Raw genomic sequence first — 24,605 nt, 5'->3', positions numbered from 1 at the left:
CGGTTTTCGTTTACCATAGAAGGGATATCACTACATGTATAGTAGTTGAATCGCTTTAGCTAATTGGAGGAATTTAAACGTGTTTAATCGACTTTATCCGAAACAGTTCGTCGCGTCAGTTTTTGACATCGACCTTGAAGAATTGAAAGACCGTGGGGTTCGCGTCATTTTGACGGACCTTGATAATACACTCGTGGCCTGGGACGTCCCGCACGCACCGGAGCTTCTTTTGCTATGGCTTGAAAAAGTGAAATCACACGGACTCGATGTCATCGTCGTCTCGAATAACAACGAGAACCGCGTACGTACGTTCACGGAACCGCTCGGCCTTCACTATGTGGCGCGTGCGAAAAAGCCGTTGCCGTCTGGATTCAAACAGGCGCTCGCAAAATATGGATACTCGACGAAAGAAGCCATCTTCTTAGGCGATCAATTGTTCACGGACGTGCTCGGCGCCAATATTGCCGGGATTCACGTCATCCACGTGCAACCGGTCGTCAAGACGGACGGACTCGTCACCAAGTTCAATCGAATGCTTGAAAAAGTTGTGTTCGCCCATATGAAACGTCGCGGGAAGTACGTGTTGATCACGAAAAAAGTTGAGGAAATCGCTGTCGATGCGAAGCGCGCCAAAGTGGCGGTCGCTGAGAAAATCGGTGAAGCGATGCACTCTCGTTCCGAAGATTCACATAAAAAAGATGAATAAGGACCTCGAACGCACAGGAAGAAGGAGGCTGTCCATGTACGGCGCGTAAGGCGTCGGAATTAACGCTTCAGGAGTAGCGGCGAGGCGCTACGGTGAATGAAGAAGAGGCAACTCAAATGACAGCAGACAACACTATGGAAGAAACAAAACGTTATTGCGCCGGTTGCGGCGTCGCCATTCAAACGGAAGACCCGACCGGTGTCGGTTATGCACCAAAATCGGCACTCGATCGCGAGATCGTCATTTGCCAACGCTGCTTCAAATTAAAGCACTATAATCAAATTCAAGACGTCGAACTGACAGATGACGACTTCTTGCGTATCTTAAACGGCATCAGCGCGAAAGAAGCGCTCGTTATCAAAATCGTCGACATCTTCGACTTCAACGGTAGCTGGTTGCCGGGGCTCCAACGCTCGGTCGGCACGAACCCCGTCCTCTTGGTCGGGAACAAGGTCGACTTGTTGCCGAAATCGGTTAACCCGAACCGGATGTCCAACTGGATGAAGGCCGAAGCGAAAGAGCTCGGTTTGGAACCGATTGACGTCCATTTGATCAGTGCGAAAAAAGGTCACGGGATCGACGAGCTCGCCGAAAAAATCGAATATTATCGGAAAGGCAAGGACGTCTATGTCGTCGGTTGTACGAACGTCGGGAAGTCGACGCTCATCAACCAAGTCATCAAACGTTTTGGGGCAGAGGACGAGGCCATCATCACGGTCAGTCATTTCCCGGGAACGACGCTCGACTTGATCGATATCCCGCTCGATGATGATGCGAACCTTTATGACACGCCAGGGATTATCAACCGTCACCAAATGGCGCATTACGTCGATGCGAAAGATTTGAAAACGATCACCCCGAAAAAAGAGATCAAGCCCCACGTGTTCCAGTTGAACCCGCAGCAGACGCTCTTCTTCGGTGGACTCGCCCGTCTCGACTACATGGAAGGCAACAAGCGCTCATTCGTTGTCTACATGTCAAACGAGTTGAAGACACACCGGACGAAGCTCGACAAAGCAGATGAACTATACGAAAACCATATCGGTAAGATGCTCAACCCGCCGAACGAGAAGACATTACAAATGTTGCCTCCGCTCGTGCGTCACGAGTTCAGTCTCCGTGACGGCGTCAAGACCGACATAGTCTTCAGCGGACTCGGTTGGGTTGCGATTCACGGAAAAGGTGGACGCATCGCCGCATGGGCACCAAAAGGAGTGGCCGTCACATTGCGTGAGGCGCTCGTATGAGACTGGCCGTTCTCGGTCACCCGATTGCTCATTCGCTCTCTCCCGTCCTGCACGAGCAGTGGCTGAGCGCGTCTGGGCTTTTCGGGCGCTATGAAGCACTCGATGTCGCCCCGGACGAGCTCGGGGACTTGTTTCAAGCGATGCGGGACGGCGTCTGGGACGGCTTTAACGTCACGATTCCGTACAAAGAGGCGGTCATCCCGTATCTCGACGAACTTGATCAGGCGGCTGAAGCCGCCGGTGCCGTCAACACCGTCTATAAACGGGACGGAAAGCTGATTGGGACGAATACGGACGGTGTGGGTCTAGTCAGCGCACTCGACCGTCATACCGATTGGACGGGACGTGTGCTCGTTATCGGGGCAGGTGGGGCAGCGCGCGGGATTATCAGCGCCTTGCCGACCCGAGCCGTCACGGTCACGAACCGAACGATTGAACGAGCGGAGCGCCTCGCGGAGACGTTCGGCATTGAAGCGCAGGCGCTCACCGACGTTGATCCCTCATGCTATGACGTGATCATCCAGACGACTTCGGTGGGGATGGATGGTATCCATTCGCCTCGATCATTAAAAGGTTTACGACAAAACACCGTCGTTTGTGATATCATATATCGTCCACTCGTCACACCGTTTTTAAAGGAAGCCGCCAAAAATGACGCGAAAATCGTCAACGGAACTGCCATGTTCGTCGGACAAGGTGCTTTGGCGTTTGAATATTGGACAGGTGTGAGACCGGATCAACATGTCGGAATGAAGTTAATTGAAAGCTTATTGGAGGAATAAATAGTATGTTATCAGGTAAACAAAAACGCTTTTTACGTGCTGAAGCACACCACCTTTCACCGATTTACCAGGTCGGGAAAAATGGAGTCAGCGAAGCGATGTGCAAAGACATCAGCGACGCGCTCGAAAAACGTGAGCTCTTGAAAGTTCAAGTGCTCCAAAACTGTGCCGATACGCCGAAAGATGTAGCCGGTGAATTGGCTGAGGGCACGAAAGCCGAAGTCGTTCAAGTGATCGGAAAAGTCATCGTCTTGTACAAACAGGCGACTGAGAAAGAAAATCGCCAAATCAAACTCCCATGAGCCGCATCGGCCTGATGGGAGGCACGTTCGACCCGCCGCATCTCGGTCATTTGTTGATTGCCGAGCAGGCACGTGAACAGCTCGCCCTCGACGAGGTCTGGTTTCTACCGGCGGCAACCCCGCCTCACAAGGCGGGGTTCAGTCCGGCCGAGGATCGGATCGAGATGACACGACGGGCGATCGCGGACCAAGCCGATTTCAAGCTGAGCTTGATCGAGTTTGAACGCGACGAACCGTCTTACACGGTCGAGACGATGAGACGGTTGCGGGACATGTACCCAGAGGACACGTTTTTCTTCTTGATCGGGGCGGACTCGCTCGAGTCACTCGAGAAGTGGTACGATTACGACACGCTCGTGACCCTCGTCACGTTCGGGGCCGTTGCGCGTCCGGGTAGCCGGTACCGCATCCCGAGACAGGCAGATGTGCGCACAATCGATATGCCGCAACTCGAGATCTCATCGACCGATATCCGGGAACGGGCGAAACGGGACAAATCAATCAAATATCTCGTCCCACGCGATGTCGAAACTTATATCAAGGAGCGCAACTTGTATGACGTATGAGGAAGCACAATCATTGATTGAGGTGACATTACCGGAGAAACGCTATATCCACACGCTCGGTGTCGTTGAGACGGCAGATCGGTTGGCCCGTTTATACGGTGCCGATGTGGAGCAAGCACGTCTCGCGGCGATGTTGCATGACTATGCGAAATATTTGGATAGCGATATGATGCGCCAAGTCGTGGTCGAGGAAAACCTTGACCCGAGCTTGCTTGCGTTCGATGACGAACTGCTGCATGCACCGGTCGGCGCGATTCTGTTAGACCGGGCGTATGACCTTGACCCGGCCGTTGTATCGGCCATTAAGAACCATACGACCGGAGAGCCTGGCATGTCACGCCTCGACCAGATTTTATTCGTCGCGGACGCGATTGAACCGAACCGGTCGTATCCGGGCGTCGACACGTTGCGTGACCTCGCGGACCGTTCGCTCGAAGCGGCCGTCGTCGCGACGTTGCGTCAGACAATCGATTATTTATTGAAGAAGTCGGTGCGAATCTTTCCACTGACGATTGAGACGTATAACCATTTTGTGAAAACACCCTAGGAGGTACAGTATGACTGTAAAAGAAGAATTGGAATTGATCGTGAAGGCCGCTGACGATAAGCGTGCCGAAGATATCGTCGTCCTCGACATGGAAGGCATCTCACCGGTCGCAGATTATTTCGTCATCTGCCACGGTAACTCAGAGAAGCAAGTCCAAGCGATTGCACGCGAAATCAAAGACGTGGCCGGCGAGCATGAGCTTCCGCTCCACAAATTCGAAGGCATGGACTCGGCACGTTGGGTGCTCGCTGACCTCGAAAACGTCGTCGTCCACATCTTCCATCGCGATGACCGCGACTACTACAACCTTGAAAAATTGTGGGCAGATGCGCCACACGTTGAAGTGGAAGTCGGCTAATGGCGTACGAAGGGTTCGCCTACGTCTACGATGAGTTAATGAAAGATGCCCCGTACGATGACTGGGTCGCCTTCGTGCGTCGCCACGTCCAAGACGGTGCATCGCTTGCTGACGTCGGATGCGGGACGGGCTCGGCCACGATTCGCTTGGCGGAACATTACGAGACGATCGGACTCGATTTATCCGAGTCGATGCTCGAAGTCGCCCAAGAGAAGGCGCTCGAGGCAGGCATCACACTCCCGCTCTGGCAACAGGACATGCGGGAGCTTGAATTGCCACACCCGGTCGACGCCGTGACGATCCTTTGTGACTCGCTCTGCTACCTCGAGGATGAGGCCGACGTCATCGACACGTTCGAGGCGGTGTACGAACAATTGAAACCGGGTGGCATGTTCATCTTCGATGTACATTCGCCGAACAAGATGCAGACGCTCTTCAATCAGAAGACGTATGCCTCGAACGGAGAAGATTGCTCGTACATCTGGTTCGCCGACCCGGGCGAAGCACCGCTCTCGGTCGTTCACGATTTGACGTTCTTCGTCGCCCTCGAAGATGGCACGTATGAGCGTGTTGAAGAGACACACGAGCAACGGACGTACGAGCCGGGGCAATATATGCAGTGGCTCATCGGGGCCGGCTTCCATGTGAAATCGGTCACCGCTGACTTCACGGACCAAGCCCCGGGCCCGAACGCAGAACGAATCTTTTTTGTCGCCCAGAAATAAACGAGACCCCATCGCGGATTAAACTGCGATGGGGTCTCGAGCTTTTAACGAATCAAATCGCAACATGCGGTCTGATTCTTTTTTTATTGATGGTTCTGCCCAAAGTGAAGCATTGCTGCAGTCATGTTTGCCCAATTCGTGTTTCCGTGCCTCCAAGTCAGGTGTTTAATACTTGATTTATAAAGGCAGCTTTAGCTTGAGTATACTTTTCTCGGTCATTACGAAATTCTTTTGCTAAATGCCTTTTAAGAAGCCCATACTCTTTTACAAGCGAAGGGTTGTCTCGTAATTTATCTCGAAACTCAATCTGTTTTTCCCAACGATCTTCTGTCACTTTCATGATGTTTAAATGAGCAACTCGCTTATCATTTTTTACTTTCACAAAAAATCTCCGCCAGGATTGTCCATCTAGTTCAGGTGGTACATAGTGCCAATCATGCAACGTTAACGTATCAACAATATCGTGGATTTTTTCAAACGATTCGATACTAATCATCACATCTATAATAGGTTTTGCGGGTAGACCAGGAACGGCCGTACTACCTATGTGTTCTGCTTCCTTGATGTCAAACTTTGAAAGTAAGTCGAACAACTCTCTTGTTTCTTGTAGACCTAACCGTGCCCACTGCACATTAGAATCTTCTATTTCAATAGTCTCATAAGCCCAAATCGGAATATTTGAGTGTTCGTGTTTGTCTTCTTTCATGAGTTTATCCCATCTCCCTGAAAGTTTTTTTCACTTTATACTCAGAACCTCATTTTAAAACGCGATATAGAGAACCAGATAATTTTTATCTCATTTTGCTTACAGCCTTGTTTCTCCGTTCACAAGTAATTCAGTGTTGATTCATGGCCCCGTCATAATGCTAATCATAAAAAGAGTCGAAAGGCCCCATCGTAAGTAGCATGGGGTCTTTGTCATAGTCACGCCTCGTGACTGAACTGCCATTGGACACTGAAACGGTCTTCGACCATGCCGTACGCCTTGCTCCAAAACGTCTCTTGGAGCGGCATGAGGACATGGCCCTCGTCTGACAAGGCCTCGAATTCGCGACGAATCGCCTCGAGGTCGTCGGTCACGACGGCGAGAGTAATGTTTTGCCCGAACGTCACCGGACCGTCCGGCATCGCGTCTGAAAACATGAGCGATGTACCATGGACGTTCAGACGAGCGTGGAGGACGAGGTCGGCCATCTCGTCTGGGACAGGTTCGCCGTCCGGTCCAGGCTGGGCTGCGAACGTCATAATCTCTGGTGCGGGCTCGCCGAACACGTCCGCATAAAATAGCACGGCGTCGCGGCAGTCACCGTTGAAGTTGAGATAAGGATTGATCGGCATGAGAGTTCCTCCTTGAATCGTTTTTTTTCAGTATGGAACATATGGACGCGTGAAGAATCCGACAAAAGCACGAATTTTCGAACTGGGTTGTTGAAATGTTCGCTGAAACGGGAATGAACAAGATGAGACATTCTAACGAAAGAAGGCGCGTTACATTGAAACTGACACGAGGACGTCTATTGGAATTCGGGTTCGTGTTGTTCATGGCAATCATTCTCATCACGTCGATCATTGAAGGGGAGTGGTTTGACGCGAGCGTCGCTGGGGCGGGGATCGTGTCGGGATTGATTCCGTTCATTCTCGAGAAAACGTTCAAGACCGAGTTCGACGCCAAGATGAAAGTCGCCTATATCTTGTTCTTGTTCGCATCACAATATTTGGGCTCGATCGTCGGTTTATATTCGAACGGATGGTGGGACACGTTTCTGCACGTGTTGAGCGGCGTGTTCTTGGCGTTTCTCGGCTTCGATTTCTTAAGTCGACTTGATGAGGACATCCGGCTCGAGATGCCGAAGCGGTTCGTCTTCGTCTATATCGTCGTTTTCGCGATGGCCGGGGCAGCGCTTTGGGAAATGTATGAATTCACATCGGACTTGGTGTTGAACACGACGATGCAAGGGAACGGGAATGATGACACGATGGTCGACATCGTCGCGGGATCACTCGGAGGTATCATTGCGGCTCTCCTTGTGACCGAAATCCATCGGAAAGAACAGCGTAACAAACGTAAAAATTGAAAGCGATTTCAAAAACACTCGAGTCCATCGAGCGTTTTATTTGTAATAATTATTATCTTTTAATATTATTAATCTTGTAATAATGATTATTAAGAGGAGGCAATATTAATGGATCAACACCGTCATCTAACTACTAACCAAGGCGTCCCAATCGGGGATAACGCCAACTCCATCACAGCGGGTCGTCGCGGCCCGACACTTCTCGAAGATTATCAGCTAATTGAGAAACTCGCCCACTTTGACCGTGAGCGCGTACCGGAACGGGTCGTTCATGCCCGTGGCGCCGGAGCCCACGGTGTCTTCAAAGTTAAAAATAGCATGAAACGATATACAAAAGCCAAATTTTTGCAGGAAGAGGGACAAGAGACACCAATCTTTGCTCGCTTCTCGACGGTCATTCACGGTCTCGGCTCACCAGAGACGCTTCGTGACCCACGTGGATTCTCGGTCAAGTTTTACACGGAAGAAGGGAACTACGACTTCGTCGGAAACAACTTGCCGGTCTTCTTTATCCGTGACGCCATCAAATTCCCGGATGTAATCCACTCACTCAAACCGGACCCGCGGACGAACCTGCAAGACCCAGACCGTTTCTTCGACTTCATGTCGCTCACGCCGGAATCGACGAGCATGCTCATCCATTTGTTCAGTGACGAGGGGATCCCAGCGTCCTACCGTCACATGCGCGGCTCATCGGTCCACTCCTTCAAATGGGTCAACGAATATGGAAACACGGTGTACATAAAACTCCGCTGGGTCCCGAAACAAGGTATTAAAAACTTGTCGATGGAAGAAGCGGCGAAAGTGCAGGCCGAAGACTTCAACCATGCGACACGCGACTTGTTCAACGCCATCGAGGAAGGCGACTTCCCAGAATGGGATCTCTACGTCCAAATCCTCGACCCGGCCGATATGGACAACTTTGACTTCGATCCGCTCGACGCGACGAAAGATTGGTTCGAAGACGTCATCCCGTATCAGCTCGTCGGTACGATGACACTCAACAAGAACGTCGACAACTTCTTCGCCGAGACAGAGTCGGTCGGTTTCAACCCGGGTGTGCTCGTTCCTGGGATTCAACCGTCTGAAGACAAGATGCTCCAAGGCCGCTTGTTCTCGTATTCGGACACGCAGCGTTACCGCATCGGGGCGAACTACTTGCAACTCCCAATCAACTGCCCGTTCGCACAAGTGTCGAACAATCAGCGTGATGGGGCGATGCCGTTCAAACAACAGACGAGCCCGGTCAACTATGAACCAAACCGCTATGAGGACGCACCGAAACCGGACGCGGCTTATATCGAGACGGAACAACCGCTCACAGGCGTAGCCGGACGTCAAAAAATCGAGAAGACGAACGACTTCGGTCAAGCGGGTGAAGTGTACCGTCGCTACTCGGAAGAAGAGAAGACGGCGCTCGTGAACAACTTGGTGGCACACATTAAAGAAGTTCGCCACGAGAACACGGTGCTGCTCTTGATTTGCAACTTCTACCGGGCCGACCGCGACCTCGGCGCGCGTCTCTCGGAAGCACTCAACGTCGATATCACACCGTTCTTGAGTCAAGTGACAGAATAAGCACGGAAGCAGAGTGGAAAAACGCCATTCTGCTTTTTTTGCGTATACTAGAGATTAGAGGTGATGAGATGAAGGTGCGAAGTGGGGGATACTTACTGATTGAACGTACAAAACGAGCCGACTATATGGACGCGGAACTCATTCCGGAGTTCGTCCAATCAGCGAGTGCATGCATTTGTGGGCAACATCCGACGCTCGATGTACTTTGGGGGACGTCAAAACATGGAAAAGATCAGTACCGGGAACGACTGCGACTCCCTGAAGAAGAGTTCTCCACGCTTACAGAATGGGTAGAAATCTATCAGGAGAGCGGAGAACTCGGATTTCCTCAAGCGTTTCAGACGATTGAACTCGCTAAGGCATTTCGGGACCGTTTCTTCTCTCACATTGAACTCGACATCATTGAAATCGGGCTGCCGGAATCTTATGTTGCTGAATTTTTAGTACAAGGTGACCAAGGAGAGAGTCCCGAGCGTTACGGTGTCGAACGTTTCATGTTACGACACGGATACGACGCGCCATTTGGACAATTGCTCGGGTACGAAGTGCTCGGTTATGAGAACGGTATGTTTCACTCGTATTTATGCAATAGTCTAGAGCAAGACTTCGCCAAGCAGTTCACGTTTCGACTCAATAAAAATGGTTTCATTCCTACGCTTGAAGAAGCGGAACGCTATTGTGCATATAGCAATCAAGAAGACGTTGAGACCGAGCCTGTCATATGGTTACCTTGGGCCATTTATGGAGTGGAGTGAGGTCTCTAAAATTGTCGGGGACGTTCCCTCTATGTAAATATAAGAAAAAGGGGGATGTTTTATGAACCAAATAATCGACACACTATTGAACCATCGCTCCGTCCGTTCATTTACGGACGAGACGTTGACCGACGAACAAATCCGACTCATCGTCGAGAGTGCCCAGCGCGCCTCGACGTCGAGCTTCATCCAAGCCTATTCCATCATCGGGGTGACCGACCGGGAGAAGAAAGAAAGGCTGGCCGAGATCGCCGGTAACCAGCAGTACGTCATCGACAACGGTCACTTCTTCGTCTTCTGTGCTGACCTGTATCGACATGAGTTGATCGGTGAACTACGGGAGGCTGAAGTGAATGCGACGCTCGAGACGGACGAGAAGCTGCTCGTCGCGGTCATCGATGCCGCGCTAGCGTCGCAAAATGCCGTCGTGGCCGCCGAATCGATGGGATTAGGTATTTGCTATATCGGTGGGATTCGTAACGACATGTTCGCCGTGAAGGAACTGCTCGGTTTGCCGGAGCGGGTATTGCCTCTCTTCGGACTTGCCGTCGGTGTACCGGAGCACGTCGAAGGCCAGAAACCGCGTCTCCCGTTCGAACATGTTTATCACGAGAACACGTACGTCGCAGAAGCAGAGCAACTCAAACAAGAACTCGATGCGTATGATGCGACGATTCACGACTACTATGCGGTCCGCGGGTCGAACCAACGAAGTGACACATGGACCGGACAGATGGGTCGGATGTTGTCGAAACCGACCCGGCTCGACGTGAAAGATTTCCTAAAGACGCAAGGCTATTTGAAGCAATGAAAAAACCGCCGGGAGGCGGTTTTTAGTTTGTCTGGGCATCGAGCCAGGCGTGGTCGATCGCGCCGAATTGCTTGGCAATGATGACCCCATTTTCATCAAGGACGTATGTTGTCGGCATCGCTTGAATCCGGTAGGCGTTACCGACGATTCCTTCCTCGTCATAGACGACCTGGAACGCATCTTCATACGGGGCGACGAACGTCCGCGCATCCTCGACGTCTCGTTCACTCGTCGTCGTATTGACGGCGACGATGGTCACATCGTCTTGTTCTCGGGCAAACTTGGCCATGTCCGGCATCTCGGCCCGGCACGGAGGGCACCACGATGCCCAGAAGTTGACGACGACCCGTTCACCGCGTAAATCTTCCAAGTTGAACGGCGTCCCATCGGTTCGCTTCAACTCAAAATTCGGTGGGACTTGGCCGATGTTCAATCCGGTCTGGGACGAGTCGGCCTCGAGCCGTGGCGTCTCGTCCGGTAAGCTCGCATTGATGACGGCGAGCACGACGATGAGACCGAGTCCATATTGGACTGCCTTTTGAGATGGCCGTGCTACATATGCGGCGACGGCGATGAGAAGAAAGAGCGGAATGAGCCACCACAACTCGAATGTATCGGTCACAAGCGACCCGACCGACCAAATCGCGAACGCACCGACCACGGTCCAGAGGAACAATCCGAGCGTAGGATTCTGCATCCAGCGCCATGTCGTGACGAGCAGCAAGGCGATCAGGACGGCCATATAGATGTGGAGCGGTTGCGGAGATGAGAGCAGCGGGAGCGCCCCATATTTCGGGACGACGAGCGTCACCGCAAACCAAAAGACCAAGGCCGAGAACAACCAATAGCCTCGAAGGCTAGGTGTGAGCCGGAATACGAAAATAGCAATCACGGCAGCGGCAATGAGAAGTGACCACGTGCCGCCGGTCGCATAAAGGGATAAGGCCAAACTTCCTGTCGACGCGAGACCGAGGACGATCGCGCTTCCTTTCCAAGCGAGAAAGCCGGCGAACCATGTGCCGAGGACGGCGTCGCGCTCTTTTTCCGACAAGCCGATTTTTTTAAAGGCGATGTAGAGAATAAGTAGGCTGGCCATCATAGCCAGCAAATCGAGTCGAACGTTCAATGGACCGATGGCAATCACAGAATCCCTCCTAGAGAAAAAGCGCCCAAACGAGTGGGCGCTTTCTTTGTTTGTAGTATAGCATTAGCCGATTTGTTCTGCATTGAGGACAGTCTTCATCGCGCCATAGCCACCGAGGATGTTTTGGATATCCTTGTAGCCGAGTGATTGAAGCACACTCGCGGCCATCCGTGAACGGACGCCAGATGCACAGTGAACGGCGATCGTTTGATCTGTCGGGAGACCTTCGTGGTCGCGTGCCAGTTTACCGAGTAGGATGCGCTCGGCTTTCTCGTAGTGGCTCGCGTTCCATTCCGTCGCATTCCGGACATCGAGGACGAAGACGTCACCTTTTTCTGCCGACTCGATCGCTTGTTCCGCTGTCACGTCTGTGTACGTTTCCGTCAACAGTTCTTGACCGAGTTCTTCGACTGGGACGACGAAGCGGAGACGGTCGAGACCGATCGATTGGAGGTCCGTCTGTACTTGATCGACATCTTCCGCGCTCGCGATGAGCGTGATGTCTTTGTCGAAGTTGACGAGCCAGCCGGCCCATGAGACGAACTTCGTGTTGTAAGGGATGTTGATTGTGCCCGGGACGTGCCCTTTGGCGAACTCTTCCCCTTTACGCGTATCGACGACTTGTGTTTCCTCGACGAGCGTATCGAGGCGGTCCGAACCGACGACTTCTGGACGAGCGATCTCGTTCGTGACTTGGATGCCTTCTTTGTTCACTTTTTTCATCATCGCGAAGTAGTTCGGCGGTTCTGGTTGGTCCGTCGTCAACTCTTTGATGAACGCGTCTTTGTCTGTCATTTGAAGCGCCCAGTTCGTCGCTTTCTCGTAACCGACCGTCGATGTCGGGATGGCGCCGAGCGCTTTCCCGCAGGCACTTCCGGCACCGTGGCCCGGCCAAACTTGAACGAAGTCAGGAAGATCTTTGAACTTTTTGAGCGAGTCGAACATTTGCTCGGCACCGATCGCTGTCGTTCCTTTTACACCGGCTGCTTCTTCGAGCAAGTCAGGACGACCGATATCGCCGACGAAGACGAAGTCGCCTGTGAAGATACCCATTGGTTGTGTTTGGTTTCGGTCGTAGAGCAAGAACGAGATATGTTCTGGCGTGTGACCTGGTGTATGCATGACTTCGAGTGTGACGTTACCGACTTTAAACGTGTCGCCATCTTTGACGAGTTTTGAGTCGATGTCTTTCGCGAATGCATATTTCCATGACGCGTCGCCTTCGTCTGATAGATAAGCCGTTGAACCGGTACGTTTCGCAAGCTCGAGTGAACCTGAGACGAAGTCGGCGTGGATGTGAGTCTCAGCCGTCGCGACGATCTTCATGCCTTCTTTTTCAGCTTCTTGAAGATACGGTGTGATGTTACGGGCCGGGTCGATGACGACGGCCTCGCCGGTCATTTGGCAACCGACCATATAAGATGCTTGTGCTAATTTTTGATCATAGAAATAACGTAATAACATGTGAAATACCCCCTAAGAATAGTTGACTGTAAACGATTGTCGTTTTTGAAATATATATATAGAAGATTGTTAGACTGTTTCGCCCGTCCAGCTCATCATGCCGCCATCGACGTTGATGACATCGAAGCCGAGTGAATCGAGGTAAGCCGAAGCGTTCATGCTTCGTCCGCCTGCTGCACAGATGACGTGAATCGGTTTCGAACGATCGAGCTCATCGACTTTCGCTCCGAATTCAGAGAGTGGCACGTTTTTCGCTTGCTTGATGTGGCCACCTGCAAATTCGTCTGTCTCCCGAACATCAATCAAGTTGAGTGTTTCATCAGATTGAAGCAATGTTTCTAGTTCAGTTGTCGAAATGGTTTTCATGAGTCATTGATCTCCTTTGTGATTGTAGAATTTTTGAAGTGAGTTTCTTTCGTTGTTTTTAATATACCCCCTGAGGTATACTGAATGCAAGAAAAAGAATCGGAGGTCGAAAATTGAAGAAATTAATGCTGATTTTATCGATTTTGGTGCTGGTGACGATCGGAATCGTTCTTTTCACGTCCGAAGAGACGAGAATTACAAAAATCGACGTCGAAACACTACAAAACAGATTGGAAAACGAAGAAATAACCTTGTTAGACGTCCGAGAAGTGGACGAATACGAGGGGGGGCATATCGAAGGAGCGGTGAACGCACCACTTTCTTCATTAAATGAAACCGAATTGCCTTATCCGAAAGATGAACCGATCTATGTCATCTGCCGGAGCGGAAATCGAAGTGCCCAAGCGGCACAACTGTTGAAAGAACGTGGCTACACTGAAATTTATGATGTCTCGGGCGGCATGATCGCCTGGGAACAAAAATAAAAACTTACTTATTATATAGGGTAGGGAATTGGAGGAATTGATATGGAATTTGGATTTATCATCACCATCTTTTTGATCGGCTTTATCGGGTCGTTCATTTCAGGGATGGTCGGAATTGGCGGATCGATTATTAAATATCCGATGTTGTTGTATATTCCACCGCTCCTCGGCTTCGCGGCGTTCAGCGCCCACGAAGTATCGGGGATCAGCGCGATTCAAGTCTTCTTCGCGACGATCGGCGGAATTTACGCATACCGGAAAGGCGGTTATTTGAACAAACAGCTCATCTTGTATATGGGTGTCGCCGTCTTGATCGGGAGTTTCATCGGCGGCTACGGCTCGACGCTCTTGTCTGAGAACTTGATTAACGTCGTTTATGCCGTGCTCGCAACCATTGCGACAATCATGATGTTCTTACCGAAAAAGAATGTCGAGGATGTTTCGCTCGACCAAGTCACATTCAATAAAGTGATCGCATCGAGCTCGGCGTTCATCGTCGGTGTGGCAGCAGGGATCGTCGGGGCAGCAGGAGCGTTCATCTTGATGCCGATCATGCTCGTCGTGCTCCGGATTCCAACGAAGATGGCGATCGCGAGTTCGCTTGCCATCACGTTCATCTCGTCAATCGGTTCGACAGCGGGGAAAATCATCACCGACCAAATCGTGTGGGAACCAGCCGTCATCATGATCATCGCGAGTTTAATCGCGGCACCGCTCGGCGCGAACGTCGGCAAGAACATGAAGACGAAGTCACTTCAAATGATTTTGGCGCTCCTGATTTTAGCGAGTACAGTAAAAATTTGGATGGACATCATCGGTTAATCGAATCAATGTTAAATGGCTACCGAGGCGACTTGGTAGCCTTTTTTGTGTAAAGACTGCAATGGAATTGTTAAGTTTATGTATAGTTGTAAACGTCAATTAGTTGAATCGGGTTCACAAGAACGTTAAAATAGAGGTTATACGTCTAAAAAGAAAATGAACCTTTCACTTGAATTGCATATAAGGAGTGTTTACATGAATCACACGAATCAACCGAAAGGAAGAATGGACCGATTCCGCCAAGCGGCGCTCGACTCGTTCAAAACACATCGTCTGTTCTGGATGTTCACCATCTTGTTATGGACGAAGTCGCTGATCGCGTATCAGTTCTTCTTCAACATGCCGGCCGAGAATGCGGTCCAGGCATTCATTCTCATCATCAACCCGCTTAGCTTCACGTTGTTCTTGTTCGCCTTCAGCTTCTTCTTCGGGGGAAATAAGAGGAAGTGGGCGCTTTATAGTCTATATCTCGTCTCCTCGCTCATCTTATTCGCGGATACGACCTATTACCGTGAGTTCACGGATTTCTTGACCGTACCAGTCCTATTCCAATCGTCGAACATGGAGACGCTCTCGTCGTCATTCCTCTCGCTTCTCGAATGGAAAGACTTGCTCTTGTTAGGGGATCTCGTCGTGCTCCCGTTCCTACTATGGAAAATGAAAGAGACGAGCCAAGCGTCACAGCGGCGCGTCTTGATCACATTTACGGCAGCCGCCGCCATGTTCGGGTTCAACCTCGTCCTTGCGGAAACGGAGCGTCCAGAGTTACTCACGCGCTCGTTCGACCGGGAACTGTTGGTCAAAAACTTAGGAACGTTCAACTTCCACGTCTACGATGCCATGCTTCAAACGAAGACATCGGCCCAAAAAGCGCTTGCAGACGGATCTGAATTGGATGAAGTCGAGAACTTCACACGTCAGAACTATGCGGCGCCGGACCCGGAGATGTTCGGGAAGTATAAAGGCAAGAACGTTGTCGTCGTCTCGTTCGAGTCGGCTCAAAACTTCACGCACAACATGAAAGCGTCGAACGGCGAGTACATCACGCCGAACTTGAACAAACTGATCGAAGAATCCCACTACTGGCCGAACTATTACCATACGACCGGCCAAGGGAAGACGTCAGATGCCGAGTTCGCACTCGATAACTCGCTCTATGGCCTCTCACGTGGAGGAGTCTACTTCACGAACGCCGATAACGAATACAACGCGTTACCAGAAGTCATCAAAGATGACAATTACTACTCGGCCGTGTTCCACGCCAACAACAAGTCGTTCTGGAACCGCGACCAGATGTATCAAAATATCGGCGTCGACAAGTTCTTTGACGAAGCCAGCTACGACCTCGGGAACCCTGAGGATATGACGGAGTGGGGTCTGCTCGATGATGAGTTCTTCCGCCAATCGGTACCGATGCTCGAAGAGCTGCCGGAACCGTTCTATGCGAAGTTCATCACGCTGACGAACCATTTCCCGTACACGATGCCGAGTGAGAAGCACGAGCTCGTCCCGAAATTTGAGACGAACTCGACGACGCTCAACAACTTCCCGCAGGCGCTTGCCTATCAGGATTACGCGCTCGGCTTGTTCATCGACGAGTTGAAGGCGAACGGCATGTGGGATGACACGATCTTCGTCGTCTACGGTGACCATTACGGCATCTCGACGAACCATAACGCCGCCATGGCGGATCTGCTCGGGAAAGACGAGTTGACGCCATACGACGTCGCCAAGCTCCAAGCGGTCCCATTCGCGATTCATTTGCCGGGACAAGACAAAGGTGAAGTGCACGAGACAATCGGAAGTCATGTCGACATGAACCCGACGATTCAGCACTTGCTTGGAATCGATACGTCACAACAGGTCGGATTCGGGAACGACTTGTTCTCGAAAGAGCATTATGACCGCGCCATCTTCCGTGATGGAACGGTCGTGACGCAAGACCATCTGTTCACGCAGTCGATGTGCTATGACGCCAAGACTGGCGAAGTCGCAGAAGACGGTGAGGCGTGTACACCACTTGAATCAGAAGCGAACAAAATCCTCGAGATGAACGACCAGCTCATCTATTCAGATTTACTCCGCTTCAAACAAGCTCAATAATGAAGAGAGAAAAGATTGGAAACAGTCTTTTCTCTTTTTTTGTGGTCGTCGCGCCTTAGGAAGACTAAGATGAAAGAAGTGCACATCAGAAAAGGAGAACGAGATGACATTAGATTATACGGGAGAACGGGTCATCCCAGATCGCATGGACCCGCTGAACGGCTTGTTGCTTGAACATATCGCCCGTTACCATTTCGCCCTCTTATACATGAACGGACGCGTCCTCGATTTTGCGAGCGGGAGCGGATACGGCAGTCAATTGATCGCCAAGAACTTGAAAGGGACCGTGACAGAGGTCGTCGCGCTCGACTTGTCAGAAGAGGCGACGCGCTATGCGAAAGGTCGCTATCACCATCCGAACGTGGCCTATGTAGTAGGCAACGTGTTAGACCGGACGTTGCCGGAGAAACTTGGGACGTTCGACTGCATCGTCAGCTTCGAGACGATTGAACACGTGACCGACTATGAGGCGTTCATGGCCAACGTGTGGGAACTCCTGAAACCAGGGGGCATCTTGGTGTTATCGACGCCATTCGGACAAGGTGTCGGGCAACCGACGAACGAGCCGTTCCATGCCCACCAGTTCACCGAGGTCGAATTTGAGGAGTTATTTGCGCCGTTCACGTCGACCGAATTTTATTATCAACGAGGCGTGCTCGTCGAACCGAAACGGGCGACCCGCCATTATCCGATTGGAATCGTGGTCGCGGTGAAATAGTAAAACGGAGAGGAGGAGTAAGATGGGGAAACTCAAAAAACCATCCTATTATGGATGGTACATGGTCATGATCGCAGGGCTCGGCGTCTTTTTCTCGGGTCCCGGTCAGACATATTTCATCTCAGTGTTTATCGATCAATACATAACCGACTTCGGTTGGTCGCGTTCGGAAGTGTCGAGCATCTATTCGGCGGCGACGCTCGCTTCAGCCGCATGTCTGTTCTTCGTCGGGCGGTTGATCGACCGGTTCGGGCAACGTGTCATGATGGTCTTAGCATCGATTCTCTTAGCCGTCGCCTGTCTGTTCAATAGTTATGTGACGAACTTGACGATGCTCTTCTTCGGCATTTGGATGCTCCGTTTATTTGGACAAGGCTCGATGACACTCATTCCGAACACGCTCGTTCCGCAATGGTTCATCACGAAACGGGGGCAAGCGCTCAGTTATATGGCGATTGGTGGCTTCTTGAGTTCGGCTGTCTTTCCTCCGCTCAACGTTTGGCTTGTCGGTTTGATCGGCTGGCAGACGACGTGGCAAGTATGGGGACTCCTCGTGTTCGTCTTGTTCACGCCGCTCGCTTACCGTTTCGTCCGCAATCGACCGGAGGACATGGGGTTGTTGCCGGATGGCGGGACGAACCCACATCCGAGTCCAAAGACGGCAGGCGCACCGATTCATGTCGACATCGACTTCACGTTCAAAGAAGCGCTCAAGACACGGGCGTTTTGGCTGATTCTCTCGTGTATCGGGATCCCGGCGCTCGTTAACACGGCCATCACGTTTCATTTGATTTCCATCTTTGAGGAACAAAGTCTGCCTCCTGTCACGGCGGCACTTGTCTTAAGTTTGATGGCGATCCTTGGGTTTCCGGTGACGTTCATCGCCGGACGGATCATCGATGTCGTGAAAATCAATTACGTCCTCATCGGGATTTTTGTCACAGAAATCGTCTTCATGATTATCTTGCAGTATACGACGACGTTCTCGCTCGCCATCCTCTTCGGGGTCATTTGGGGGATCAGTAACGGCTTCGAACGCATCGCCTTGAATTATGTCTGGCCGTATTACTTCGGTCGCGCCGCGCTCGGCAGCATCAGCGGGCTGGCGACGTCTGTCATGGTACTCGGTTCTGCGGTCGGCCCGCTTCCGTTCGGGATCGCCTACGACCTGTTCGGGAACTATGAGATGATCATTTGGTATTCGCTCGTCTTCCCGTTCATTGGTATCGTAGCTGCCGCTTTGGCAGTGAAGCCGACACTCGTCCGCTCGTGATGACACAAAAAATCCCGATGAACGAAGTCATCGGGTAATGAAATAGTATAACAGGCCGAGCGCCACGAAGGAGATTGGGAACAGGACGATATACGTCCACGACACCATCGACCAGCTTTTCTTTTGACTGTAGTCTGATTTGTCTTTTCCGAGTCCGACCATGATCGTAAAAATGAGGGCAATCAAGCAAACGAGTAGCGATAATCCGATTGTGAGATACATATTGTCACATCCTTCATTGTTTCTTCATATATCAAGCATAGCTGAAAACGTAACGAAAAAGCCTCTGAAATGTTGGGATTATGTGTCCAACAGTCAGAGGTTTTTATCACACCTGGGTATCTTTTATATATGTGTCGGCATCATCGATCGGAATGCCAAGCGCCTCGTGGATGACGGTCAAGGCGCTGTCGTTGCGCTTGTCCGTCTCGGCGGCGACACAGTCGCGCGGGACGTGGAGCTCATACTCACGCATATAGCCGTCATTCGCCGAGAACAGGATACAGATATCCGAGGCGACACCGGTCAGGACGAGCGATGTGACCTCAAGTTGACGCAGCAAGATGTCGAGCTGTGTCCCGTAAAACGTCGAGTGTCGCGGCTTGATGATGAAGTACTCTTTCTCTTCCGGCGCGATCCGTTTGGCGATGGCGCTGCCTTTCGAAGACTCGACATGCCGGATGATATCCTCGGTGCTGTCTTTCCACTGCCCGAAGTTATCGTTGCAGTAGATGACCGGCCAGTCGTTCTCTTTAAAGTGATGCTTCAGTTTCAAAATCGGGTCGACAATCGGCTCCGTATGTCGAAACAGGTCGTCCCCACCGACGAAATCGAAGTCGTTAAACAGATCGATGATGAGTAACGCCGTCTTTGGCATCGTGGTCCCTCCATTCAAAGAAGTCTCTGTATAGGAAGTACCACACTCGTTCAGACGTTAATCGTCATTCAGCAAACGTTTTGCTGCGGAACATGAACGCCGTGATGATATAGAAGGCGACGATGTGAATCAGGACGTAGAACGCCGAGAACCAAATCGTCACGTCCATCGTCTCCATGAAACCTGGGCTTTGGTAGTAGATCGACAAGTCCGTGTGTAGGAAGACGATCCATTTGGCGATGGCCGGTTTCCACGCGATGAGAAGACCACCGATCATCGTCGAGACGAAGTTTGCGAGCACGGTGAAGCCGATCACGACCCCGACCGATTTGAAGACGACCGAGAACATGAGCGTCAAGAAGATGACGAACACGCCGCTCGAGACGCTAAGCAGGACATTGCGGAACTGCTCGAGCGTCAACTCCCCGTCGAGCGTCAACGCAAAACCGTACGTGACAGCAAGGATGAACACGAACTGGGCGAGCATGATGAGAAGGGCGGCCACAAGTTTCGACAGTAAAATTCGATCGCGCGAGTACGGGCTCATGAGTAAATGCTTCAACGTATCAAATTTCAACTCGTTCCCAATCATCTCAGCGGTGAAGACGATCGTGAAGATGCCGAGGAACGTCATCGCCGCCATCGTCGCATAGTTGACGAACGTTTCTGCGTCACCTGGGTTGTTGCCGCTACGGACGATGAAGTACGTTAAGACGATGATCCCAGTGTACATACCGAGTGCGACGAGCGGTTTGATCGTACGTCGCCATTTCATGAACTCATTGGCTAGTAATGAATGCATTGTTCGTGCCTCCTTCTTTTTTCGTCAATTTCAAGAACTGTTCTTCGAGTGTCTCGTGTTTCATCCCGATCTGATAGACGGCGATGTCACGTTCGACGAGATGTTTCAACAAATGCGGGATATCGGTTTCCGGACGCGGGACGATGAACGTCTCAGCTGACTGTTGAATGATTTTCACATCATCAAAAGCGAGTGCGACGACATCGAGCGCTTCGTTCATCTGCTCGCGGCCGACTTTACAGAGGATGACACTCTCCGTCTTGGCCTCACCGTCTCCGCCTTGGACCGACTTGATTTGTCCTTGATCGATGATGGCGAACCGATCGGTGATCAGTTCCATCTCGCTCAATAAGTGACTCGAGATGAGGATGGCGATGCCGCGGTGGTCGGCTAAATGCCGTAAGTAGTTGCGCAAATCAGCGATGCCTGCTGGGTCGAGACCGTTTGTCGGCTCGTCGAGGATCAATACTTTCGGGTTATGGAGCAGGGCACGGGCGATGCCGAGTCGCTGTTTCATCCCGAGTGAGTATTGTTTCACTTTCATATCGAGCTTTGTCTCAAGTCCGACGAGGGCACCGAGGGCGTTCAAGTCGACTTTCTTTAGACCAGGAATCAAATTCATCGCGTGAATCAGGTTCTCGCGGCCCGTCAAATACGGATAGAAGGCCGGGTTTTCGACGATGGCACCGATGCGACTGAGCGCTTGTTGGCGTTCTGTCGAGACGTCGAATCCGTCGACGGTCACTTTGCCGTGTGTTGCTGGCATGAGGCCGGTGATAATACGGATCGTCGTCGTCTTCCCGGCGCCGTTTGGGCCGAGGAAGCCAAAGATTTCTCCGGGCGTGACGTCAAAACTGACATTCGTCAGGACGTTCGTCTGGCCCATTTTCTTGTGTACATTTTGTACGGATAACATAGGGTCACCTTGCTTTCGTTGAGAGTATTTTCCAACTGGACACCCTTATATACGGATTGGATTGAAACAAGGTTTCACCTTTTTTTGAAACTGTTGAAACAAAGCGTTGATTTCACAATTAGTTGATAAGGAAAACTTATTGAAATAGTATGGACGAATTGTGAATTTGAAAGGGTCTTTCTACAGGGAAAGGTGTAGTATGAAGAGGAGAGAAAGAGGCAAGATTTGGCTCTTTTTGCAGGACGAATCAGATGGATGAACTGCTTCGTGCTTAATGTTAAAATGAAAGCGTTCACACATCGGACGCACAGGAACGGATAGGGGGATTTATTCAATGGGAGAGTCGTCGAACGGTCGCGAAGAAGTGCAAGCATTTTATGGTCCAAACTTAGGCTATATCGTTGAATTATATGAGCAATACGTGGAAGACCCAGAATCGGTCGACGCGGAGACGCGTCAATACTTTGACGAACACGGGGCACCGGAAGCGAGCGCGCCTGTCGCGCCGGCTGCATCGTTTGATTTAGAGAAAGTCGTGGCAGCGACACGGTTGGTCAATGATATCCGGGCACTCGGCCATAAAGCGGCCGATATCTATCCGCTCAAAGACCACCCGCGCGAACACGGCTTGTTTGCGTTTGACCGTTACGGATTGAGTGAGGCCGACCTCGAGCAAGTACCGGCTCACTTGTTGTCGGAAGACGTGCCAAAACCGGGCGCGAACGCGCTCGAACTCGTCCGTCATTTGCTTGACGTCTATACGGGCACGGTCGCCATCGAGCTCCGCCATTTGGACGATATGGAAGAGAAGCGTTGGATTCGCCGCCGTATCGAGCAAGGCGCATTGAAAGCGAAGTACTCGAAGAACGAGAAAATCGAGTTGTTCCAACGTCTAGCCGAGACAGAGTTGTTCGAGTCGTTCCTTCATAAAACATACGTCGGACAAAAGCGCTTTTCGATCGAAGGGCTCGACGCGATGGTGCCGCTCCTTGACGCCATGGTCGGCGGCCTCATCTCGAGCGGGTCAGAACATATCAATATCGGGATGGCCCACCGCGGACGCTTGAACGTACTCGCGCACGTGCTCGGCAAACCGTACGAGATGATCTTCGCCGAGTTCCAACACGCTCCGAACAAAGAGTTGATCCCGTCGGAAGGATCGATCGGCATCAATTTCGGTTGGTCCGGCGACGTCAAATATCACCTCGGTCTCGACCGCAGAGTGTTAGAAGAGAAGAAAGAGGTCCGTTTGAACCTCGCCAATAACCCGAGTCACCTCGAGTTCGTCGGTTCGGTCGTCGAAGGATATACGCGCGCAGCGCAAGACGACCGCTCAGAAAAAGGGATGGCGGTCCAACATGACGACAAGGCCGCATCGATCTTGATTCACGGAGACGCCGCGTTCCCAGGTCAAGGGATTGTCGCCGAGACGCTCAACATGACGAACTTGCAAGGCTATCGTACAGCGGGGACGGTCCATGTCATCGCCAACAACACGATCGGCTTCACGACCGACCCGAGCGACTCGCGCTCGACACGTTATGCGAGCGATATCGCCAAAGGCTATGAGATTCCAGTGTTCCACGTTAATGCGGACGACCCGGAAGCGTGTGTCGCCGTCGCCAAACTGTGCAGCGAGTATCGTGCCAAGTTCCATAAAGACATCCTCGTCGACTTGGTCGGTTACCGCCGCTACGGTCATAACGAGATGGATGAACCGATGAACACGAACCCGGTGCTCTATAAAGCCATCAAAGAACACCAATCGGTCCGTCACGTCTACGCAGATGTGCTCGAAGCGGAAGGTGTCATGTCGAAAGAAGACAAGGCGACGATCGAACAGTCGATCGAGGATCGTCTCAAGTCGGCCCGTGACCTCGTCCCGGCCGAAGAAGAAGATGCTGACATCGTCTTGCCGGAAGCGGTCCATAAAGGATTCCCGTTCGTCGAGACGGGCGTGGAACGTGATGTGCTCCAACAATTGAACGATGAATTGCTCGTCTGGCCGGAAGGCTTCGGCGTGTTCCATAAACTTCAAAAAGTGCTTGACCGTCGCCGTGACGCGTTCGCGGACAATGGGAAAGTCGACTGGGGCCATGCCGAGACGCTCGCGTACGCCTCGATTATCTCGGATGGCACACCAATCCGCTTGAGCGGTCAAGATTCGGAGCGCGGTACGTTCGCGCAACGTAACATCATGTTGAACGATGTCGAGACAGGCAAGAAGTTCTCGCCGCTCCATCACTTGTCGACGGCGAACGCCTCGTTCTCGGTCCACAACAGCCCGCTCTCAGAAGGATCGGTGCTCGGTTTCGAATACGGCTATAACGTCTTCGCCCAAGACACGCTCGTGCTTTGGGAAGCCCAGTACGGCGATTTCGCCAACTCGGCCCAGGTCATGTTCGACCAGTTCATCTCGGCCGGTCGCGCCAAATGGGGACAGAAGTCAGGTCTCGTCATGCTGTTGCCGCACGGCTATGAAGGCCAAGGGCCAGAGCACTCGAGCGCCCGTATGGAGCGTTACTTGACGCTCGCCGGAGAGAAAAACTGGACGGTCGCGAACTTGTCGACTGCCGCGCAGTACTTCCACATCTTGCGTCGTCAGGCGAAGATGCTCGGCACGGAACAAGTCCGTCCGATGATCATCATGACACCGAAGAGCCTGCTCCGTCATCCGCTTGCAGCCTCATCGGTCGATGAACTGTCAGACAACAGCTTCCGCCCGATCATCGAGCAGGTCGGTCTCGGTGAGAATCCGGAGCAAGTCGAACGTCTCGTCTTCTGTTCAGGGAAGATGGCGATCGATTTGCAAGAAGCGACGATGAAGTCAGAGGAGTCACTCGACTTCCTGCACATCATCCGCGTCGAAGAAATCTATCCGTTCCCGGTCCGTGAGATCCGCGAATTGATCAGCCGCTATCCGAACGCGAAAGAGATCGTCTGGGTTCAAGAAGAACCGAAGAACATGGGGGCATGGACGTACATCGAGCCACGTCTCGAAGCGGTCACATCGAACCGTCTAAACGTTCGCTACGTTGGCCGTCGCCGTCGTTCGAGCCCGGCTGAAGGAAACCCGACAGCCCATAAACAAGAGCAAGCACGCATCATCCGTGAAGCCATTTCACGTGACGCCGTCTCGGCTGCTGCCGGAACGAGCACATACCAAAAAGATCGTAAATAAGT

Annotated in this window: 27 protein-coding genes; 18 read left to right on the top strand and 9 right to left on the bottom strand. The window is 51.8% G+C overall.

The genetic code is table 11. The features are described from left to right. Window positions 1-79: 79 nt before the first annotated feature. From KNP79_RS08415 to KNP79_RS08380, 8 genes are all read left to right on the top strand, one after another. The gene (locus tag KNP79_RS08415; protein ID WP_214824282.1) at window positions 80-706 is read left to right on the top strand and encodes a YqeG family HAD IIIA-type phosphatase; all 627 of its coding nucleotides are present in this window, start codon (window positions 80-82) and stop codon (window positions 704-706) included. A 134-nt stretch (window positions 707-840) separates the two neighbouring features. Continuing rightward, the gene (yqeH, locus tag KNP79_RS08410) at window positions 841-1,953 is read left to right on the top strand and encodes a ribosome biogenesis GTPase YqeH (RefSeq protein WP_034779781.1); all 1,113 of its coding nucleotides are present in this window, start codon (window positions 841-843) and stop codon (window positions 1,951-1,953) included. Further along, entirely contained in the window at window positions 1,950-2,735 is a 786-nt protein-coding gene (gene aroE, locus KNP79_RS08405) for a shikimate dehydrogenase (protein WP_214824284.1), read from the top strand. Before yqeH ends, aroE begins: the two co-directional genes overlap by 4 nt. A 5-nt stretch (window positions 2,736-2,740) precedes the next feature. Next, a complete protein-coding gene (yhbY, locus tag KNP79_RS08400) occupies window positions 2,741-3,037 on the top strand; it encodes a ribosome assembly RNA-binding protein YhbY (RefSeq protein ID WP_034776635.1) in 297 nt (98 codons plus the stop codon). Then, a complete protein-coding gene (locus KNP79_RS08395) occupies window positions 3,034-3,603 on the top strand; it encodes a nicotinate-nucleotide adenylyltransferase (protein WP_214824287.1) in 570 nt (189 codons plus the stop codon). The genes yhbY and KNP79_RS08395 overlap by 4 nt, the downstream gene beginning before the upstream one ends. Continuing rightward, window positions 3,593-4,150 (top strand): bis(5'-nucleosyl)-tetraphosphatase (symmetrical) YqeK, encoded by a 558-nt coding sequence (yqeK, locus tag KNP79_RS08390; protein WP_214824290.1) that lies wholly within the window; start codon window positions 3,593-3,595, stop codon window positions 4,148-4,150. The genes KNP79_RS08395 and yqeK overlap by 11 nt, the downstream gene beginning before the upstream one ends. A gap of 10 nt (window positions 4,151-4,160) precedes the next feature. Continuing rightward, the gene (gene rsfS / locus KNP79_RS08385) at window positions 4,161-4,508 is read left to right on the top strand and encodes a ribosome silencing factor (protein ID WP_034776639.1); all 348 of its coding nucleotides are present in this window, start codon (window positions 4,161-4,163) and stop codon (window positions 4,506-4,508) included. Next, complete coding sequence (locus KNP79_RS08380) at window positions 4,508-5,233, top strand: class I SAM-dependent DNA methyltransferase (protein ID WP_214824293.1); 726 nt, start codon at window positions 4,508-4,510, stop codon at window positions 5,231-5,233. The genes rsfS and KNP79_RS08380 overlap by 1 nt, the downstream gene beginning before the upstream one ends. 157 nt (window positions 5,234-5,390) lie before the next feature. On the opposite strand, the gene KNP79_RS08375 is transcribed toward KNP79_RS08380, so the two are convergent. Beyond that, window positions 5,391-5,939 carry a GrpB family protein gene (locus KNP79_RS08375; protein WP_034776643.1) on the bottom strand — a complete coding sequence of 183 codons (549 nt, stop codon included), beginning with the start codon at window positions 5,937-5,939 and terminating at the stop codon, window positions 5,391-5,393. A 218-nt stretch (window positions 5,940-6,157) separates the two neighbouring features. Continuing rightward, window positions 6,158-6,571 carry a VOC family protein gene (locus KNP79_RS08370; RefSeq protein ID WP_215192001.1) on the bottom strand — a complete coding sequence of 138 codons (414 nt, stop codon included), beginning with the start codon at window positions 6,569-6,571 and terminating at the stop codon, window positions 6,158-6,160. Between the two features lie 155 nt (window positions 6,572-6,726). Between KNP79_RS08370 and KNP79_RS08365 the strand changes: the two genes are divergently transcribed. The 4 genes from KNP79_RS08365 to nfsA all read left to right on the top strand — a co-directional run bounded on the left by KNP79_RS08365 (window position 6,727) and on the right by nfsA (window position 10,452). After that, window positions 6,727-7,308, top strand: a complete 582-nt coding sequence (locus KNP79_RS08365) for a DUF2238 domain-containing protein (protein ID WP_251132922.1) — start codon at window positions 6,727-6,729, stop codon at window positions 7,306-7,308. A gap of 108 nt (window positions 7,309-7,416) precedes the next feature. Then, complete coding sequence (locus KNP79_RS08360; RefSeq protein ID WP_214825148.1) at window positions 7,417-8,886, top strand: catalase; 1,470 nt, start codon at window positions 7,417-7,419, stop codon at window positions 8,884-8,886. Window positions 8,887-8,954: 68 nt separating this feature from the next. After that, window positions 8,955-9,641: a hypothetical protein gene (locus KNP79_RS08355; RefSeq protein ID WP_215191998.1), complete on the top strand. Its 687-nt coding sequence runs from the start codon at window positions 8,955-8,957 to the stop codon at window positions 9,639-9,641. A 61-nt stretch (window positions 9,642-9,702) separates the two neighbouring features. Next, window positions 9,703-10,452 (top strand): oxygen-insensitive NADPH nitroreductase, encoded by a 750-nt coding sequence (nfsA, locus tag KNP79_RS08350; protein WP_215191996.1) that lies wholly within the window; start codon window positions 9,703-9,705, stop codon window positions 10,450-10,452. 22 nt (window positions 10,453-10,474) lie between these two features. Here nfsA and KNP79_RS08345 read toward each other — a convergent pair whose 3' ends face one another. The 3 genes from KNP79_RS08345 to KNP79_RS08335 all read right to left on the bottom strand — a co-directional run bounded on the left by KNP79_RS08345 (window position 10,475) and on the right by KNP79_RS08335 (window position 13,426). Beyond that, window positions 10,475-11,596, bottom strand: coding sequence for a TlpA family protein disulfide reductase (locus tag KNP79_RS08345; protein ID WP_215191994.1), 1,122 nt, complete (start codon window positions 11,594-11,596; stop codon window positions 10,475-10,477). Window positions 11,597-11,659: 63 nt separating this feature from the next. Beyond that, window positions 11,660-13,060 (bottom strand): MBL fold metallo-hydrolase, encoded by a 1,401-nt coding sequence (locus KNP79_RS08340; RefSeq protein WP_034776653.1) that lies wholly within the window; start codon window positions 13,058-13,060, stop codon window positions 11,660-11,662. Between the two features lie 69 nt (window positions 13,061-13,129). Further along, on the bottom strand, window positions 13,130-13,426 hold the full coding sequence (locus tag KNP79_RS08335) for a rhodanese-like domain-containing protein (protein WP_029595926.1): 297 nt from the start codon (window positions 13,424-13,426) through the stop codon (window positions 13,130-13,132). Window positions 13,427-13,539: 113 nt separating this feature from the next. Between KNP79_RS08335 and KNP79_RS08330 the strand changes: the two genes are divergently transcribed. The 5 genes from KNP79_RS08330 (at window position 13,540) to KNP79_RS08310 (ending at window position 18,827) form a co-directional block, all read left to right on the top strand. After that, entirely contained in the window at window positions 13,540-13,911 is a 372-nt protein-coding gene (locus tag KNP79_RS08330) for a rhodanese-like domain-containing protein (RefSeq protein ID WP_251132921.1), read from the top strand. Window positions 13,912-13,953: 42 nt separating this feature from the next. After that, the gene (locus KNP79_RS08325; RefSeq protein ID WP_215191993.1) at window positions 13,954-14,733 is read left to right on the top strand and encodes a sulfite exporter TauE/SafE family protein; all 780 of its coding nucleotides are present in this window, start codon (window positions 13,954-13,956) and stop codon (window positions 14,731-14,733) included. A gap of 195 nt (window positions 14,734-14,928) precedes the next feature. Next, window positions 14,929-16,836, top strand: a complete 1,908-nt coding sequence (locus KNP79_RS08320) for an LTA synthase family protein (RefSeq protein ID WP_215191991.1) — start codon at window positions 14,929-14,931, stop codon at window positions 16,834-16,836. A gap of 103 nt (window positions 16,837-16,939) precedes the next feature. Beyond that, on the top strand, window positions 16,940-17,554 hold the full coding sequence (locus KNP79_RS08315) for a class I SAM-dependent methyltransferase (protein ID WP_214752429.1): 615 nt from the start codon (window positions 16,940-16,942) through the stop codon (window positions 17,552-17,554). A 22-nt stretch (window positions 17,555-17,576) separates the two neighbouring features. Beyond that, a complete protein-coding gene (locus tag KNP79_RS08310) occupies window positions 17,577-18,827 on the top strand; it encodes an MFS transporter (protein WP_215191989.1) in 1,251 nt (416 codons plus the stop codon). Between the two features lie 27 nt (window positions 18,828-18,854). Here KNP79_RS08310 and KNP79_RS08305 read toward each other — a convergent pair whose 3' ends face one another. The 4 genes from KNP79_RS08305 to KNP79_RS08290 form a co-directional block, all read right to left on the bottom strand. Then, entirely contained in the window at window positions 18,855-19,049 is a 195-nt protein-coding gene (locus KNP79_RS08305; protein WP_034776662.1) for a hypothetical protein, read from the bottom strand. Window positions 19,050-19,155: 106 nt separating this feature from the next. Then, the gene (locus KNP79_RS08300; RefSeq protein WP_214825135.1) at window positions 19,156-19,704 is read right to left on the bottom strand and encodes a cysteine hydrolase family protein; all 549 of its coding nucleotides are present in this window, start codon (window positions 19,702-19,704) and stop codon (window positions 19,156-19,158) included. Window positions 19,705-19,768: 64 nt separating this feature from the next. After that, the gene (locus KNP79_RS08295; protein ID WP_214825132.1) at window positions 19,769-20,506 is read right to left on the bottom strand and encodes an ABC transporter permease; all 738 of its coding nucleotides are present in this window, start codon (window positions 20,504-20,506) and stop codon (window positions 19,769-19,771) included. Continuing rightward, window positions 20,484-21,422 (bottom strand): ABC transporter ATP-binding protein, encoded by a 939-nt coding sequence (locus KNP79_RS08290; RefSeq protein ID WP_034776668.1) that lies wholly within the window; start codon window positions 21,420-21,422, stop codon window positions 20,484-20,486. The genes KNP79_RS08295 and KNP79_RS08290 overlap by 23 nt, the downstream gene beginning before the upstream one ends. 334 nt (window positions 21,423-21,756) lie before the next feature. On the opposite strand from KNP79_RS08290, the gene KNP79_RS08285 reads away from it, so the two are divergent. Then, complete coding sequence (locus tag KNP79_RS08285; protein ID WP_214825129.1) at window positions 21,757-24,603, top strand: 2-oxoglutarate dehydrogenase E1 component; 2,847 nt, start codon at window positions 21,757-21,759, stop codon at window positions 24,601-24,603. Window positions 24,604-24,605: the final 2 nt, after the last annotated feature.

This window comes from Exiguobacterium sp. s7 (assembly GCF_018618195.1).
Lineage (GTDB): Bacteria > Bacillota > Bacilli > Exiguobacteriales > Exiguobacteriaceae > Exiguobacterium > Exiguobacterium mexicanum_A.
Note: the sequence above shows the minus strand (reverse complement) of the source record. Positions and strands in the feature narration are given on the sequence as shown.